Genomic DNA, 17,056 nt, shown 5'->3' with positions numbered 1-17,056 from the left:
TTGATCATTTAGTCCACTTGAGTGGACTTCAGCTATCAGCCCTGAACTTCAGTTCTGGGCGGGATTGCCTGTCTGCGTGACAATTTCACTCTGAGAAAAATGTGGGTAGAGGATTTTTTGACTTATGTGTACAACCTCTTAAGTTGACACGCTACCTTACCCTAAACCCAAAAAAGTTGAAATCAACGGCAATAGATTGCTGCACTGTTCAACCAACTTTGTAGCACTGGGTAAACTAGCGATCGTCCCTTTTAAAATCTTTATAGCCGTTTTCGCCACCTTTTGCATCGCCCCATCTTGGGGACTTTTCGCTGTTTCTGCCAAAGCTTTCACCTGCTCTAATGCCTCAGCTTTATCTTCTTGAGGTAAGTTTGTATCAGCTTCAATCGCTGCTTGCAATTGGGTCAACAATTCCTTAATTCCCGGCTTCTCAGGTTCAGAAGACGCTGGTAACTCGTTGATCGTATTTGTTACCGTACCACTGATTTCACCTAAATTAATTGTGCCGCTATTATTTAAAGTTCCGCTATTTTCAAATTTACGGCTGGCATCATTACTGTTAGTCATATTTTTATTCTCTACTTTATTATCAACTTGAACATTAATAGGTTTATTCGCTAATAATCTTACAATCTCTGCCATCTCTCCACTTTGTTGGCGATAGATAACTATTTGCTCATCTTTAGCTTGTAATTGTGCTTTATATTTTTCTTCTACAGCTTGCAATGCCAGTTGATAACTTTGTGTGAAATCGCTATGAATCTTTTCTTTATCAGCACCATCATGTACACCGACCTTAACGACAACAACGCCATCGCCTTTATTTTCAATACTCTGTAGGGCTAATTCTGTGTCTTCATTTTGATTTTGCACATTTTGAAAGGCATTAACAAAAGCCTTCCAATCAATGCCATTACGGAAAATAAAATCAACAGTATTTAAAACCTCTTCAAATAGTTTAGTAAATTCTCCTGGTTGAAAGTTACCACTACTGGGACGGCGTTCCCTGTCATCGGTTTTAGGCTTGGGGTGTTCTAGAAGATAAACAAAGCGACAATCAACATTATTTAACTGAGTTGTACTTTCAATATTCCATGCCTCAATGCAAGCACCTGTCATTTGGCTGCTAGTGAAATTAGTAGCAACAGCTTGAGTTAGAGTTAAGTTTGCCTGCTCTAAACAAGCGCCTTGGAAGGTTGCTTCAGTAATATTGGCAAAATGAAGAAAATAAACAAATTTTGGATGCAATACGCGGTAGAAGTGCATCACTGCGTGTCTTTACCTTTGAATGCCTAAGGTGTCATCAGCAATATTGAAGTTGGTATCACCATACTTAAGCTGTAGTTATAAATATCGCAACTGTAGCGGTCTATCTTGTGACGGGAGCGGTCTACCTTGCAACATTACTCACTAACACTTAGTTTGTGTATGGTCTTAGAAGGTTTGAACTCTACAACTGTAACTGAGATGACTTGATCCAAAATTAAGACCTGTAAGTAGGTAGACGTAATTAAATATAAGATCAAACCTCACCCTCAATCCCTCTCCTTACTAAGGAGAGGGAAGCCGGAGGCAGGGTATTTAATTTGACCCACTTACTTAACCTCTATGAGTTAATAATGCTCCAGCAGTCAGTCCACCTATTTCCGCACCGATAACGACCACATGAAACTTACTTTTGTCAAGATAAATGCTGGATATTGATTAGTTTATTTAAAATTCTTAATATTTTTACTTGGCAAAAAATCAAAGTTTTAGCCATGTGTTGAGATCCTTTGCTGTGCTAACTATGAGAGCAAAAGACCCTTTACGCTATCAGTGGGGGATTCAGACCTGCCACTGATCGGACATTGAGCAGTTTATTTAAAATTCTTAATATTTCAGGACTTACTCTCAAAGTTAAATAGAGTGCGAAGGGTGCGATCGCTACTCACTACCAATTGCGCCAAAAACCCCTTGCTCTGATTACAAGGGTAATCTTAGGCTGAGGTACACAAGTACTAATTGGAACAGGCAACAGGTCTAATGAATTCAATCAACACCGTTGAAATCAGCAAAAACCTTGCATAATCGAGGTAATGGATAATTGTATTCTCATCCGGTATTTGAAAATTCCCCTACGTGAAGCTGTAGAAGATTACACATATAGAGCAACAAATTATTTGACCACGTAGAAAATGTCGGTTAACTAATTAAATGTCGTCTTAACAAATTAATGTCACCGAAAATCTGAAGGCTATAATCCTTACTGCACAATGATTATAGCTTTTTTTACTTCCATTTAACTTTGAAAAGCATTTAACAAATTAAATGTCGTTGTCTATATTCATAACATTTTAATTGTCGTTTTTTCAAAATTAGCAATTTCCAAATTTTGATTAATTCATAACAAAATAATTGTCGTTTTCTATAAATAATTGCTTAATAAAAAATTAAATGTCGTTTTTTGGAACAAAGTAGTATTATATTTATTGAGCAATAATACACACATACTAATTATGTCATGCTCCTACTAAAGCCTCATTCTCTATAGTTGCAAGAACAGCACTTGGAGACGAGTTTTTTCGGAGGAGCTTTGGGGCAGCTAAGTGCCATTCCCAATACCGAAGTTGAGGGTGTGAGATGCAGCTTTTTATTAGAAGCAGCTTTAGATATTTACAGAATTTCAAGCAATGGAGTTGTCTTATGGGTGAAACGCTAAACTCCGATGACGGTAACACATCTATAGCTTTTGGTAGTTCGGATGAGCTTGACGAAATTTTGGAGGATGAGGACGCAGAACCAACGAACACGATTATTACCCAACTCTCAGATGAAGCCAAGCTGAAGATGGAGGTATTACAAAGTTTAATTGAGCCATGCGATCGCAAAACCTACGGGATTAAATTAAAGCAAGCCGCAGAAAAACTTGGCAAGACGGTTCGGACAGTACAGCGACTCGTCAACAAATATCAAGAACAGGGATTATCAGGCGTTACTGAAGCCGAACGTTCTGACAAAGGTGGCTATCGGATTGATAGTGGTTGGCAAGAGTTTATTGTCAAAACTTATAAAGAAGGTAACAAAGACGGTAGAAAAATTACACCGGCTCAAGTCGCAATTCGAGTTCAGGTTAGAGCCGGACAGCTAGGTTTAGAGAAATATCCCTGCCACATGACGGTTTATCGGGTTCTTAACCCAATTATTGAACGTAAAGAGCAGAAGCAAAAGGTAAGAAATATTGGTTGGCGTGGATCGAGAGTTTCCCATCAAACTCGTGATGGCCAGACGCTCGATGTACATCATAGTAACCATGTTTGGCAATGCGACCATACAAAATTGGATGTGATGCTAGTTGACCAGTACGGTAAAACTTTGGCACGTCCTTGGTTCACAAAAATTACAGATAGCTATTCGCGCTGTATTATGGGCATTCATTTAGGTTTTGATGCACCTAGTTCTTTGGTAGTCGCTTTAGCTATGCGTCATGCGATGTTACGCAAGCAATATAGTTCGGAATATAAACTTCATTGCGAGTGGGGAACTTACGGGGTTCCAGAAAACCTATTTACTGATGGCGGGAAGGATTTTCGCTCCGAGCATTTGAAGCAAATTGCTTTTCAACTTGGTTTTGAGTGCCATTTACGCGATCGTCCACCGGAAGGTGGTATTGAAGAACGTGGATTTGGGACTATCAACACAGATTTTTTGTCGGGATTTTACGGTTATCTAGGTTCAAATGTACAAGTGCGTCCAGAAGGAGCAGAGGAAGAAGCTTGTATTACTCTGCGGGAATTACATCTATTAATAGTGCGTTACATCGTTGATAACTACAATCAGCGAATAGATGCTCGCAGTGGAGATCAAACACGGTTTCAACGCTGGGAAGCAGGATTACCTGCGCTACCAAATTTAATTGAGGAGCGGCAATTAGATATCTGTTTGATGAAAAAGACGCGCCGCAGTATTTACAAAGGCGGATATGTAAGCTTTGAAAATATTATGTATCGGGGAGATTACCTGGCAGCTTATGCAGGAGAAAGTGTGTTGCTACGATATGACCCCAGAGATATATCAACTGTTTTTGTATACCGTCAAGATTCAGGTAAGGAAGTGCTACTGTCTCAAGCTCATGCGATTGACTTAGAAACTGAGCAAATCTCCTTGGAGGAAGCAAAAGCTACAAGTAGAACAATTCGTAGTGCAGGCAAGCAATTAAGTAATAAATCTATTCTTGCAGAAGTGCAAGACAGAGATAATTTTATTAAGAAAAAGAAAAAAACCCATAATGAACGCAAGAAGGAAGAACAAGCTCAGGTGCATTCTACAAAACCGTTTCAAACTAAAGAGCCAGTAGAAAGTGTCGAAGAAACACCTCAACCTCAAAAGCGTCGCCCCAGAGTATTTAACTACGAGCAACTTCGCAAAGACTACGATGATTAATCTAATTTAGGTTTCTGGTTTATCGATTTTGAACGTATTCTATATTTGAGAAACCACTGATTATGGCAGAAGATTATTTGCGGAAGTGGGTACAGAATTTATGGGGAGATGACCATATCCCTGAAGAATTACTACCGATAATTGAACGGCTAATTACTCCTAGTGTTGTCGAACTTGACCATATCCAAAAAATCCATGACTGGTTAGACAGTTTGCGCCTTTCTAAACAATGTGGTCGAATCGTTGCACCACCACGAGCAGGTAAGTCGGTGACTTGTGATGTTTATAAACTGCTGAATAAGCCGCAGAAAAGAACAGGAAAGCGCGATATTGTATCCGTCTTGTATATGCAAGTGCCTGGAGATTGTTCGGCTGGAGAGTTGCTAACTTTAATACTTGAAAGTTTGAAATATGATGCGACTTCCGGAAAACTGACAGACCTGCGGCGGAGAGTGCTGGGGCTACTTAAAGAGTCAAAAGTTGAGATGTTGATTATTGATGAAGCTAATTTTTTGAAGTTAAATACTTTTAGTGAAATTGCCCGTATTTATGATTTATTGAACGTTTCAATTGTTCTTGTGGGAACAGATGGTCTGGATAATCTCATTAAAAAAGAGCCATATATTCACGATAGATTTATAGAATGTTACCGATTACCATTAGTATCAGAAAAGAAATTTCCGGAATTTGTACAAATTTGGGAAGATGAAGTTTTGTGTTTACCTGTGCCATCGAATTTAACAAAACGTGAAACTTTAATGCCGTTATATCAAAAAACAAGTGGCAAAATTGGTTTGGTAGATAGGGTATTAAGAAGGGCTGCGATTTTATCCTTGAGAAAAGGCTTGAAAAATATTGATAAGGCTACTTTGGATGAGGTTTTGGAGTGGTTTGAGTAATGGAAATACCTGCGGAAGAACCCCGATTTTTTCAAGTAGAGCCGCTCGAAGGAGAAAGCTTGAGCCATTTTTTAGGTCGTTTTCGTAGGGAAAATTATTTAACTGCAACTCAATTAGGTAAATTAACGGGAATTGGTGCTGTTATTTCGCGTTGGGAGAAGTTTTATTTAAATCCATTTCCGACGCAGCAGGAGTTAGGAGCGTTGGCTGCTGTGGTGGAAGTTAAAGTTGAAAGATTAATCGAGATGCTGCAACCATTGGGTGTGACTATGAAACCCAGACCAATTCGGTTATGTGGTGCTTGTTATGCGGAAGTACCTTGTCACCGAATTGAGTGGCAGTTTAAGGAGAAAATGAAGTGCGATCGCCATCAATTACGCTTACTCACAAAATGCACTAACTGCGAGACATCCTTCCCGATTCCGGCAGATTGGGTGCAAGGTGAGTGTCCGCATTATTTTTTACCATTTGCGACGATGGCGAAACGGCAAAAGCGTTGTTAAAGTTGGCTACTGTAATTTTTTCAAAACGATACCTTCTCTTGGAAAGGTTTGCGCGGCAGCCTCGCTGTGGATGGGATCGCTGGGCTAATCAGGCGAGGATGTTTAATCAAGAAAAGCTATAAAACATAAATTTATTTTCTATTGTGTCAGGCAAAAGTAGAGCGATCGCCCTATCGGTATTTTCCTCTATTAATAATGGCGATCGCTGAAACAATCTTTAGCACCGAACCAAGTAAACATCATTCATAGGGGAAGCGAATTGCGGTAAAAATTGATTTTACCTTGGGAGTTAAGCTTTGTTCCTGTGCTTCTGTGTAGGCTTGCACGATTTCTGGTCGTAAATTTTCAGGGTTTGTGTCCCAAAGGGGATGTATGAGGATTACGGCTTCACTGTTAAAACTATCGATACCTGCTAATAAACTACCGAAAGTCGTTTGTTCCAAATTAAGCCCTGAAAAGTAGGAATTAGCAGTACTGGATACCAAATCCACCCAGTAATCATAATTTAAATCAATTTGTGCATTTGGATTTAGTGCAAGTCGCACCATATCGTAACCAAGTCGCCAGTCTAAAATGGAGTGGTAAGCCATATTACCAAACTCCCGCAAACATCGATGGCAAGATGTAGAACATTCATCTTGATGTCCGGTAGAAAGTAATGGAACAGCAAAAGTTTCATTTGAAGAATGTTCGTCACCGAGAATAAAATGCAGGAGGTTTTCAAAACGTTCTGGCTGGGCTAAATGTGAGCTATAACCCGCTCCATTTTCTAAGCTGTCAGACAGAAATATCCGAGCGGATGGTGGGGCAAAAGGGCTGCTAAGGTCTGTAAAGGGTTGAATACCAACATCAAGCTCAGATTCTGCAACATCTAAGCTTACAGCAGCAGCCCGCCTAATAAGAAAACCAAATGAGTACCAAGCTGCTCTTACCTCCGGTAGTGCTGGATTTAAATTGAGTCCAGAACCGACATTGGGGATGCCTGCAATTAATACATCGGTTGTAGAAATTGCAGCCAAAGCTCTAACAATCGGCTGGACATAGGGATCGGGAACAGGCTCAGTAACCCTATCACGTTCATCTCGTGCCAAATCCTCTAAAGCTTGCTTAAATGCTTTTTTAGAAATCCAAACGTTCTGACCGGCTACTTTAAAAAATTCAAAATCTTCACCGTTATTATCGTTTATCCGATAAACCCAAGCTTGTGGAATACATCTAATATCAAAGTTTTGACGAGTTTCAAAACTATATTCTTCAGAAAGTGTACCCAAACGTGTCCTGAGTGCCCGTGGAGTAAATTCAAAAGCTCCATTATACTCGGCGTTAATTGCCCACCATGTATTAAATCCTGGTGGTTCGCTAATATCAACCGTTCGGTATCCCTTTTCATCTCTGGAAGCCGAGCAATAGGGGCAACCCCCTTCTTCTGACGGATTCTTGACTAAAGCTTGACATTGGCGGCAAACGCCAACACGGATACCTTGTCCCAAGGGATTCGGTTGGAATACGGTTTGATTCCCCGAAGGCATGGGATCGATAATTCCTACTGCGGTAAGGAGCATATCATCTTTTACAGTTTGGGCACCTGGAGCGAATTGACTAATTGCAATATCCAATTCTCTGTCTAAAACACCTGTTTTTGGAGGCCATTCTCCTGCTTCTGTTTTGGGATATTTATGGTACAGGTAACGGGTGCGGGTGGGAAATCCAAACATGGGAAGAATGCCACGCGATGCTAAACGCTGACTTAAGGCTAAGTGTTGGAAGTTGGTAGAATCATTAACAACTACATCAATGTGTTCTAGTAGGTGATTACAAATATAATCAACCATTATTGCTTTATTTATTGAAGTACGGCGTAAAATTGCTTCACAGACTTCTTCAATTTGCGATGGGTGATGTTGTATCCACTCTTCAATAATTGGTCTATGTTGTAACCACTGCAAAATCTTACCAAATTCACCGTGAACATTATCTCCTGTGTATTCAAGAACGACATTTTGAAATGCTCGATGGAGAATTTCTTTATTTACAACTCGCTTGGCAATTTCTTCACGCCTAACGTCAACGTAAGGTTTTGGTGGTGGTTCGGCAGTAATAAGTCGGGGGCGTTCAAAGTAATAATCATCATGACTACGCCCACGGCATAATGTTAAAGCAACAGACATCCCCAACCCACGACGACGACCAGCCCTCCCAACGCGTTGCTGATAGTTAAAACGGATCGGAGGCATATTTGCCATACCTATCGCTTGAAGTGAACCAATGTCAACTCCTGCCTCCATAGTGGTTGTGACACTTAAGAGGTTAATCCTAGAAGGATCGGGTTGTTCGGATGGTTTAAAAACATCTTGGAAAAGGCGTTGTCGCACACGTCGAAGTCCAGGATCAGTTTGACCTGTGAGTTCTTCAGAATTAAGCGAAAATATTGGTTCGTTGGAACGTGCTAAATATTCATAATAATCGCAATCTTCCAAATCATCACTGAAGTTATAAGTGCCTGGAATGTTCGGTAAAGGACTGTTACAACTGGTACAGATTCCTCCTGAAGCGTGTAGGTGAATCCGTCCGCATTGCCCGCAGGCGTAAATATCTATTTGGTTATTTTCATTAGGACGTGGACTAAGAACCTGTAAAGATTGGGGAATAACTAGCCATTGAAGTAAAACAGGTTTAATAATGTTTTGGATTGCTTCTTCTAAGTCTTCCCGGTTGTAGCCTCTTACTTGAGCTACACAGTCAAGATACTCATTAATGTAACCAGGAGGGTTATGTTGTCCGGGATAATCTGAGCCATTCCAACGTCTTCTTTGTGCTAAAAGCCGGATGACGGAAGCAGCGACTTGCTCCTCTAATCTAGAAGGTGGAGAATCCTCAATCCACAAAAAACCAAGTTTGAGGGACTCGAAATCACGAGCGCCGCTAGCAAACAAGACAGCTTTTACAACCGACTCTAATAAGCCGGTTTCAATTTGTCTCATTGCATCTCGTTGTGTGGGCTGTAAATCCGGTTTGTAGTTTCTTGGTGTTGAATTCCAATCAATTAAATCAGTCCACGAACACTCATTTTTATCGGAAAATTTATACTTTGCTAAGGAAGGACTTGAACCGCCAGGGTTCAGACCAATTGAAAGTAAACCTTCCCTAACAGCGTCTAATAAAAAATTAAATGGAAGTGAAATAAAGTCTCCAGCAGTTATTGGAGATGTTAATGCTGGAGGTGGATTTCCTACACCACCACTAGATGCATGGCTAATCACGACACCTACTATTTCAGGAGGCAATAAATTACACAACTTTGAATAACGTGTCGTGTTAGCATTAGCTGCATCTTGTATAATCTGCCTTTGCAAGCTAAATAACTCCGAAGCTAACTCATATTGAGTCTGAGCCTGCAAATACTGGGCTTCTGATTCTTGTGCTTGACGCAGAAGCCTTTCGTAAGCAATTTGACGGACTGTATCAAGGTAATGATCGCGTTTAATACCTGTAGATAGTTTGGCAGCATCTTGACGGCTATCTGAAAATAAAACCAGCTTCCGTCCTATTTCGGCTGACATCTGCCGCATTAAAGCATCAGATAATACTTGTACTACTCGTTGAAAACCAGAACCAAGGTCACGAATCGAAGAACTAACTCGCCTACCACGCCAGTCAGCTTCACAATGAGGACATTTTGATGGAAAAGCGTTTGCGTCGTTTTTTGGTGCTATAAAAACATAGCCAGGAGTAGAACCACTTGAAGCAGGGTTTGGAGAAGCAGGTAATGTTAAACGTCCTAACAGATGATCGAGTAACGCAGGTCTCCATTCATAACCATTCTCGTTTTTTTCCTGCCACTGCCATCGTGGAATACGAGTATGGGTTTGTTTTATTAATGGTCTTCCGTTTGCGGGCCAAAATACCAAAAATTCTCCGAAGGTGCGGCTTAACGATGCTGCCTTATCTGGAACGTTTTCAAGATAAGGGTAATCTGGAGATAAATACCAAGCATTTGGGGAATCGGAGTCTTCACGTTTAAACCCGCCAAGAAATACTTCGCCACATGATTGGCAGTAAAGAAGCTCAATAATTCTCGAATTACAGCAATCGCATCTTGGTCTAGGGTCTAAGAATAGTTTACCAACAGGCGGTGTTTGTTCTCCTGGTGGAGTTACCCCCGTTCGCCCGGAGCAATTAGAATTTACACAAGCCCAAATCCTGCCTGCGTTATGGAAAAAGTAATGCGAACGTAGGGGGAGGAGGGCTTCATTGTCCGAGTTTCTTGCTAAAACAATAGTTCGAGCTAATCCGCGAGCCGCAGCTTGTCCGCTTGACGATACATCGCCAAAAACTGCTTTTGCCAATTCTTTTACTGTCAATGGATATTGGCTGGCTGAGGTTTGTACAGCCCCAAACGCTTGAATGTGATTTAATCCCTCAGTTAAAACTTGCTTTGGTAGAGCATCTACGTTAGGAAGATGAAGCGCATTTGCTAACGTTGTTGCTGCTTGGCCAATAACCGCATCCTCATTATTATTTTGGCTTTGGTTAAGGATGTTGTCGATTTCTACAAATGTCTCTTTGTAAGGTTCTAGTGGGTTTGGCTCATGTTCTGAGGTAGGGAAATTTTGTCGTTCCCCGGAAAGAATCGAAAATGTATTGCGATCGCGTCCAAAAAATTGTTCGAGATAATCGAGACTTTCTTCATCGTTCTCAATAGATGCACTAGTGGCAATAATTCGTAATTGTGGCGAATCCGGCTCTAAGCCAATCCGATTGAGTAAAGCCCTCAAAAGATAGCCAACCTCGGTTCCGGGTGTTCCTCGGTATGTGTGAAGTTCATCTATGACAAGGTGGAAAATATGATGCTGCCGATCTTGCTCCAACCACTGCTTGGTTTGTTCAAATATTTCATTTTCAACACTACGCATCAGCATGATATTTAACATACTGTAGTTAGTAATTAGGATATCGGGAGCTTTATCCTGCATATCCCAACGAGACCACATTTCAGAACCATCAGGATTTTGAAAATAGTAAATTAGTTCCTCATCAGAAACTTGATCTGACCACTCATCATCCATTTCCAAAAGCTGTTTTTTGAGCTTTCCCTGCTTTTGAGAATTAACATGCCCATCTTTCATGCGTAATCCCGCTACAGGTGTCGCTCCGGTATATCGCCCAAACCAAAACCGATTTCCATTCATATTGGCTTCCTCCCGCCACTGTTGAACATGCGGGTTATCGCAAGCTCGACGAATGCGGGTTAATTGGTCTTCAATAAGTGCGTTGAGGGGGTAAAGTAATAAAGCACGGACGGCAGACGGTCTTTCTGGAGGTTCATTCTGTCGTTGAGAAACCCATCCTTGCCTTGGCTGCCTCCACCATTTTTGTGCAGTACCATTTGAGGAACCCCATGCGGGTAATTCTGGGGTTAAATGCCCAAGTGCTTCTTCGGCTAGATAAGCAAAAATAGGAATTAAGTAACATTCGGTTTTTCCCGAACCTGTACCTGATGTAATAACTACCGCTCGTCCTTGCCGAGATAGTTCCCAAGCTTGAAACTGATGCTTATAAATTTTGCGCTGGGCAGAAAATAAACCCCCATTAATAAAGTTGGCAACTGCTGAATTAATCTCAAAATATTGACAGGCTTCGGCAATAGTAAAATCTGAAGGTAAATAAGGCGCAATCGGTTCCAGTAGAGGTTCTCGCCATAGTTGACCATCTTGGTCAAGCATTGCTCTACGTTCACTCATCAGGGCTTGATATCTAACCCGGAATGGGCTTTCTAGATAACGCAGATAGGTTTGCCTAATTGAATCAAAAATTTTAAACGGATCGTTCATATACGTTTTATTGCACGGCGTTTAGTTAATTTAATTAACCCACCGGAGTCCTGGATGATTTTGTCCAATGGCAACCAGAAGCAAACCAGCTAAATCTGGTGAAATCTCGTTATAAACAATTTGCCCCTGATCAATCTGGCTTGGTCTACCCGCACAAAAATAAGCAACACGAGCATACATTTCAGGTAGTGGACTTGATACATCGGTGGTTAATGTACGTTGAGTTTTATTGTATACTGCAAGTTGAAGAGAACGTAACGCGGCTGCCGCATAAATTGCCTCATGCTTTGACATCCGCACTAATCTACCTTGTTGATTGTGGACAAAATAATGACGAGTATTATAGTAGCTGTATTCACATACTGTATGCTGTAATACACCATCAACCCATTTTCGAGATTGCCAATCGAATGACTGAGCCGACCATCCAGCTAGCGGAGTTGCTTCCTCTGCGATTTCTAGTTGCTTGAGAATAGGGTTCAAGTCTTGGCTTAGACATTTTGCTTGTTGAGCAACAAAAGGAATACCAATAATGGCAGCTATTTGGCGAATACCCGCTTCTGTACCCCTAACACGTATTTCAGCTATTTTTTGAGATGTCGTATCGCTAATTATTTGACAATTTAAGGTTGCTGCAACATCGCTCACCTGCGAAAGCAATTTCGGTGTTCGCCCTCCACACAGTACGGCGGTATTAGGACAATTAAGCAATCCTGCGAGTATTGGTGGACGAACCTTCCATCTTTGGGAACCATCAATAAAAAAATCTATATGACTAGCCTCGGACAATTGAAACCGGAGATTTCGACATAAATAGCTGATATCGACATCAAGATGTTCAAAAGAAGCAAACTCTGTGACTGCTCTACGAAAAGTTATCCATGACCCCTCTTGCTGATGAGTTAGCCAGTAAAGCAATGTATCCCAACTCATCGTTTATATCTCCTTTTTTGTTGTCGCTTGATTTCGCGTGCAGCTTGCATATAACCCTTCCAAGCTACTTGTAAATTAGAAGCTTTTTCTTGATCGTAAATCGAAGCTAATTTGGGACGACGAATAGCAGCGTTGTAAACTAGTGATGTCCAACGTTCTATTTCAGATGTTATTTGAGCCTTTGCTATGGAAAATTTTAGTGTTTTAGGGCTGGGTGGACTCTTTGCTAAACAGACAACTCTTGCTCCTGTCCCTGACCCGAATTCTATAGCCCATACCGCCTGAAAAGAAGATTTGACTATTATTCCCTGTTGGGATTCATAGATTGCTGCTTGCGTTACTTCCCCAGGATTTGCGCCTATGATTGTCCAATTACCTGGGGGGAGAGCTACATGAGAACCCGTGACACTGGTGCGGGAAAAATTTTGTCTTTCTCTATCAAAATTAATTTCAGGTTCAACAATCTCAATCTTTTTGCATACCGAACCGACTTCTATCCAATGAATTCCTGGATGCATCAAATGCGATAAGTCAACTAAAGTTCCATCCTCGGCAATAGTTATGGGTATACCATCAATTTTGGGTTGTTGACCTTCTTGTAAACCTGTAATCATTAAGCGGGGGGGCGCACCTAAAAGCCATGCCGACTTTTTGCCCAAACGTAGTCCTCCCGATAGCACTATATCTACAGATGACTCTACGTAAAGTGATTCCAGTCCAGAAGGTATATTTGCTATATACTTTTCAGCCTTTACATCACGAAACAAACACCAACCATCAGGGAGTCGTTTATCATGTATCGGATTAAAGCTACGAGATGAAATTTCTTCAAAGTATTCTCTTGCATTTTTGGCTACATCCTCGTGTACCAGGACGTTGCAAGCAATGCCAGAGGGTAAGCTATGGCGAGAAACAAACCCTGTGTAATCCGAACTGGGAGCAAGTGCGATCGCAGAACAACCTGCCCTCTGTAAAACAAATTTGTTAGATTTTGTACTCCAAGAGAAACCTTCACGTAAATCTCGTCCGTTTTTCTCTCCAAGCGAAATCGGGTTATACCATCCTTGCCCACTCGACTCTAAGTATAATTCTTCATTATCAAAGAAGGAAGGAAACGAGTCTGGACATCTGGGAAGAAAAGAGAATTGCGGTTGTCGCCGCACAATATCAAGAAGAATCTCTACAAATGCACTTCTTCGACCGGATGAGTCATTTATCGCACCGTCCCACAGTTCTAGCTCGTTGTTAACTTGTGCGATTACAGCCTTAAGTCGCTTATCAGTGAGCGCTTTTTTCCCAGTTAGGGTGAAGTTGCAATTTCCCCATCTTAAAATGTCTGCTTCTAGCTTGTTTATTGGAGCTATCTGTCCAGGAGTATAACCAGCCCGCGCAAAAAAATCTGGTAGCTTTTCAATATCAACTTGACGGAGAGGTACGTGGGTTAAAGGAAAGCCTATATATTTTTTTACTGTATTTGCTTCTGGCATTGCCAAAAGCAACGATTTTTTCTGATCAAGCCATTTATGTAGTAATTTCCAAAGCTTTTCAAATTCATCTGCATCAAAGCCTTCAGGAAAATTCCTAAGTATTTTACATCCAAAAAGTTCGGCAAGTCTAGGGTAATAAGCTCCTGTGCTAGCTTCTTCATCCGAATGCATTCGATAAGCAGCTAAAACACACAAAGCTAAAAAAGCAATATATCTAGGAAATCCGTTTTCATCGTCTCCATGCAAGACACGAAATCCTGCTGAATGTGAAAGTACTCTGTGGTGATATACTGATGAAACTACATCAACAAAATCTTGCTCTGCTTCTTCAGGTGACAGTGGAGTTCCTTGAATCTTCGCAAAAGCAGCAGCCAGACTTCTTGGAGATATTGTCAAGTAAATTTCTTGCTCATTAGAATTGTTAGAAAAAAAGTACTCTGCGATCGCACGATTCCAAAGAGTATATTTTTGTGATATGGAGAGCGCATTTAAGTGGCTCATGGAATAACGGTAGTACCCTTGTAGTTAAAAGACTGAGTGCTTATTTTTACATTTTATTCCATAAAATACAGTGGTGTTTAAGTTTACACAAAAAACACGATAATTTTACATAATCTATTAAAGGTCAAAAAGAAATTCTGCTATGGCTTTAGTTACAAGTGGACAGACCGCATTAGCTAATTGCTGTTGCTTGTGTACTAATCCACTGCTAATGCTATCGACACTCCCAGCAAAACGGAACCAATCTGGAATTGATTGTAGTCGGGATGCTTCCCTCAAAGATAGACCTCGATGTTGTTGTGGATGAATCAACATACTTTTGCGATAGTGGCCAATAGTAATAGATGGTTCATCCCACCCAAGCCTCCGGTAGATGTTACTATGAGTTCGTTTAACATCAGTGTAATTAGTGAGTTTGTCTTCAATATCCTCCCAATTTCCTCCAGGTGGTATCTGTTGGTAACGTTCAATTACATATTCAGAATGACGGGAAGTAATATGGTCTGTGATTAAACCAACAGATGCTCCTTGTCTCATAGTTTCTAAAAAAGGATTTATGAGAAGTTTTTTATTCTTTAGCTCTTCATAAGCCATATTGTGTTCAAGACATCCGTTACCAATAGGAGGTAAATCTTGTATTGCATCTCGAACTGTTACATAAGGTTTGTCTTTACCCAGACCATGCGTAGGTAAAGGGAATGGCCCCCACTCACCGAAATCATCTTTTCCATAGCCCAAATCTTTATGTATGCCAAAAAAGAAAAAGCGGTTGCGATGTTGTGGTACTCCATACCAAGCTGCATCTATAAGTTTTGGGAAAACAACATATCCAGCTTTGTGCATACGTTTAATGACCCAATCTACAACATTGATTTGAGTAGAAATTTGACCTGCTTTTGGTGTCCACAAGATACCCTGAACGTTTTCCATTAAAAAACAGCGAGGTTTTAATTTCTCAACGTATTTGAAAAAAGTATCCACAAGTTGGTTATTTGGGTTTTCGCTATTCCCTGAATTACGATTGGCGCTAGAAAAACCCTGACATGGTGGCCCACCAATTAATATATGGACATCGCCTAATTCCCTGCAACGACTTTCAGTAACTTTTTGTGCTTCATTAGTACGTAGGTCAAGAGGTTCTGTTTGTTCTGGAACACAATCAACTCCAGATATGTGAGAGAGTTGACGAAAAGTCGCATGGTTATGTTTAAGAGTCTCTACATAAACAGGATGAACCTCACCGCAAAAACCTATTTTATAGTGTTTATTTGGTTTGGTTGCCATTAAAAAACCAAGTCCCATTGCGCCTGCCCCCGCAAATAGTTCCACAACATTTAATCCATACGATGAATCACCTAATTTTTTTTGCAGATTTGCTTGTCTTGAAGAACTTTGTTCCTCAGTAGAAGTAATATTTATATCTTGTTTGCGGGCTAAAGTTATATTAGAACGAATGACTAATCCGGCATATTTTCCTTTTGTATTTTGTGAATATGAGCTTGATTTTGTGTCCAAAGCAGCTATTTTGCTCCGCTCTTTTTTTCTAAGGATTGTTCTGATCCATCGCACCCAACCTACTGTTTGTACTAAGTCTTTTAGCCCTAATTCCCAGGCTGAAGACAGAGCAAAAATTGTATTTGAGCCAATTCCTGATACGCCACCTCTATAAGCCACAATTAGACGACCATAACTATTATCTGGTAAAAGTACGTTGGGTAATTCAGCTACGCTGTAATTTACGACTTGTCCCGTTGAATATTCTATGATCGGCAGTTGAAGCCACTCGATATCTGAATTTAATAATGATGCTGCAACAATTTCTTTTGAACTATTGTAGTGAGGATTATTACCGCCCAAGCGCACTTTAGTAGAAGGGCGAATTTGTAGCGTAAAACGAAAATTCCGCAATTGAATCCCTTGAATAAAGCGCTTCTTACATCCATACAAAGCACTCGCAACAACCATAGCTTCACTTCGTCGCGGCTTTAGACTATCAAGCAAATCTAATGCCACATCCACTTTTTGGTATTGTTGCGATTGACTAGATAATTTTGCTGGGCAAAACTTTTCCGCGATTATTGTTGGTTCATTTTCATCAATATAGTGTAGACGCACTTGCACTGGATGAGGCAAATTGTCTGATATACCAACTACAGGACGTAACAGAGAAGTATTACTATTGTCCTCGATAAGTAAAATCTCGGACACAAAAAAGTCTCTAGAAGAATCGGAGCTAAATTGCACAATTTTAGTATTATTAATCACACCCTCAAATATTTATAAATGTTTTAGCCATTTGTGTTGCCTGTAAAAATATCACACTTTTTGAATTAAATTTGACATCTATTTTAATAGTATATTAGCTAGAATGCTAACTGCTCGTACTCTATATTGAGTATAAAAAATTTTACCCCGCCTAAGCAGTAGTTACAGCCTCACTACTGCTTAGGCAGATTTTGCTTCTTCTGGTAATTCACAGA

The 17,056-nt window shown here is 40.5% G+C and carries 7 protein-coding genes and 1 pseudogene; 3 read left to right on the top strand and 5 right to left on the bottom strand.

Features of this window, described 5'->3' with window-relative positions; genetic code table 11:
- Nucleotides 1-156: 156 nt before the first annotated feature.
- A pseudogene (locus V7K31_RS24385) lies at nt 157-1,215 on the bottom strand (pentapeptide repeat-containing protein); the annotation flags it as partial.
- A 1,470-nt stretch (nt 1,216-2,685) separates the two neighbouring features.
- On the opposite strand from V7K31_RS24385, the gene V7K31_RS24380 reads away from it, so the two are divergent.
- The 3 genes from V7K31_RS24380 to V7K31_RS24370 all read left to right on the top strand — a co-directional run bounded on the left by V7K31_RS24380 (nt 2,686) and on the right by V7K31_RS24370 (nt 5,824).
- Nucleotides 2,686-4,422 carry a Mu transposase C-terminal domain-containing protein gene (locus tag V7K31_RS24380; RefSeq protein ID WP_335097436.1) on the top strand — a complete coding sequence of 579 codons (1,737 nt, stop codon included), beginning with the start codon at nt 2,686-2,688 and terminating at the stop codon, nt 4,420-4,422.
- A gap of 62 nt (nt 4,423-4,484) precedes the next feature.
- Nucleotides 4,485-5,321 (top strand): TniB family NTP-binding protein, encoded by an 837-nt coding sequence (locus V7K31_RS24375; RefSeq protein WP_335097434.1) that lies wholly within the window; start codon nt 4,485-4,487, stop codon nt 5,319-5,321.
- Nucleotides 5,321-5,824 (top strand): TniQ family protein, encoded by a 504-nt coding sequence (locus tag V7K31_RS24370; RefSeq protein ID WP_335097433.1) that lies wholly within the window; start codon nt 5,321-5,323, stop codon nt 5,822-5,824. Before V7K31_RS24375 ends, V7K31_RS24370 begins: the two co-directional genes overlap by 1 nt.
- A gap of 239 nt (nt 5,825-6,063) precedes the next feature.
- Here the strand turns inward: V7K31_RS24370 and V7K31_RS24365 are convergent, their stop codons facing one another.
- From V7K31_RS24365 to dcm, 4 genes are all read right to left on the bottom strand, one after another.
- Nucleotides 6,064-11,655, bottom strand: coding sequence for a DEAD/DEAH box helicase (locus V7K31_RS24365; RefSeq protein ID WP_335097431.1), 5,592 nt, complete (start codon nt 11,653-11,655; stop codon nt 6,064-6,066).
- Between the two features lie 30 nt (nt 11,656-11,685).
- Nucleotides 11,686-12,588: a hypothetical protein gene (locus tag V7K31_RS24360; RefSeq protein WP_335097430.1), complete on the bottom strand. Its 903-nt coding sequence runs from the start codon at nt 12,586-12,588 to the stop codon at nt 11,686-11,688.
- Nucleotides 12,585-14,576 (bottom strand): hypothetical protein, encoded by a 1,992-nt coding sequence (locus V7K31_RS24355; protein ID WP_335097429.1) that lies wholly within the window; start codon nt 14,574-14,576, stop codon nt 12,585-12,587. The genes V7K31_RS24360 and V7K31_RS24355 overlap by 4 nt, the downstream gene beginning before the upstream one ends.
- A 117-nt stretch (nt 14,577-14,693) precedes the next feature.
- Nucleotides 14,694-16,784: a DNA (cytosine-5-)-methyltransferase gene (gene dcm, locus V7K31_RS24350; protein ID WP_335097428.1), complete on the bottom strand. Its 2,091-nt coding sequence runs from the start codon at nt 16,782-16,784 to the stop codon at nt 14,694-14,696.
- Nucleotides 16,785-17,056: the final 272 nt, after the last annotated feature.

This window comes from Nostoc sp. (assembly GCF_036917675.1).
Taxonomy (GTDB): domain Bacteria; phylum Cyanobacteriota; class Cyanobacteriia; order Cyanobacteriales; family Nostocaceae; genus Nostoc.
This window is presented reverse-complemented; position numbering and strand designations above follow the sequence as displayed.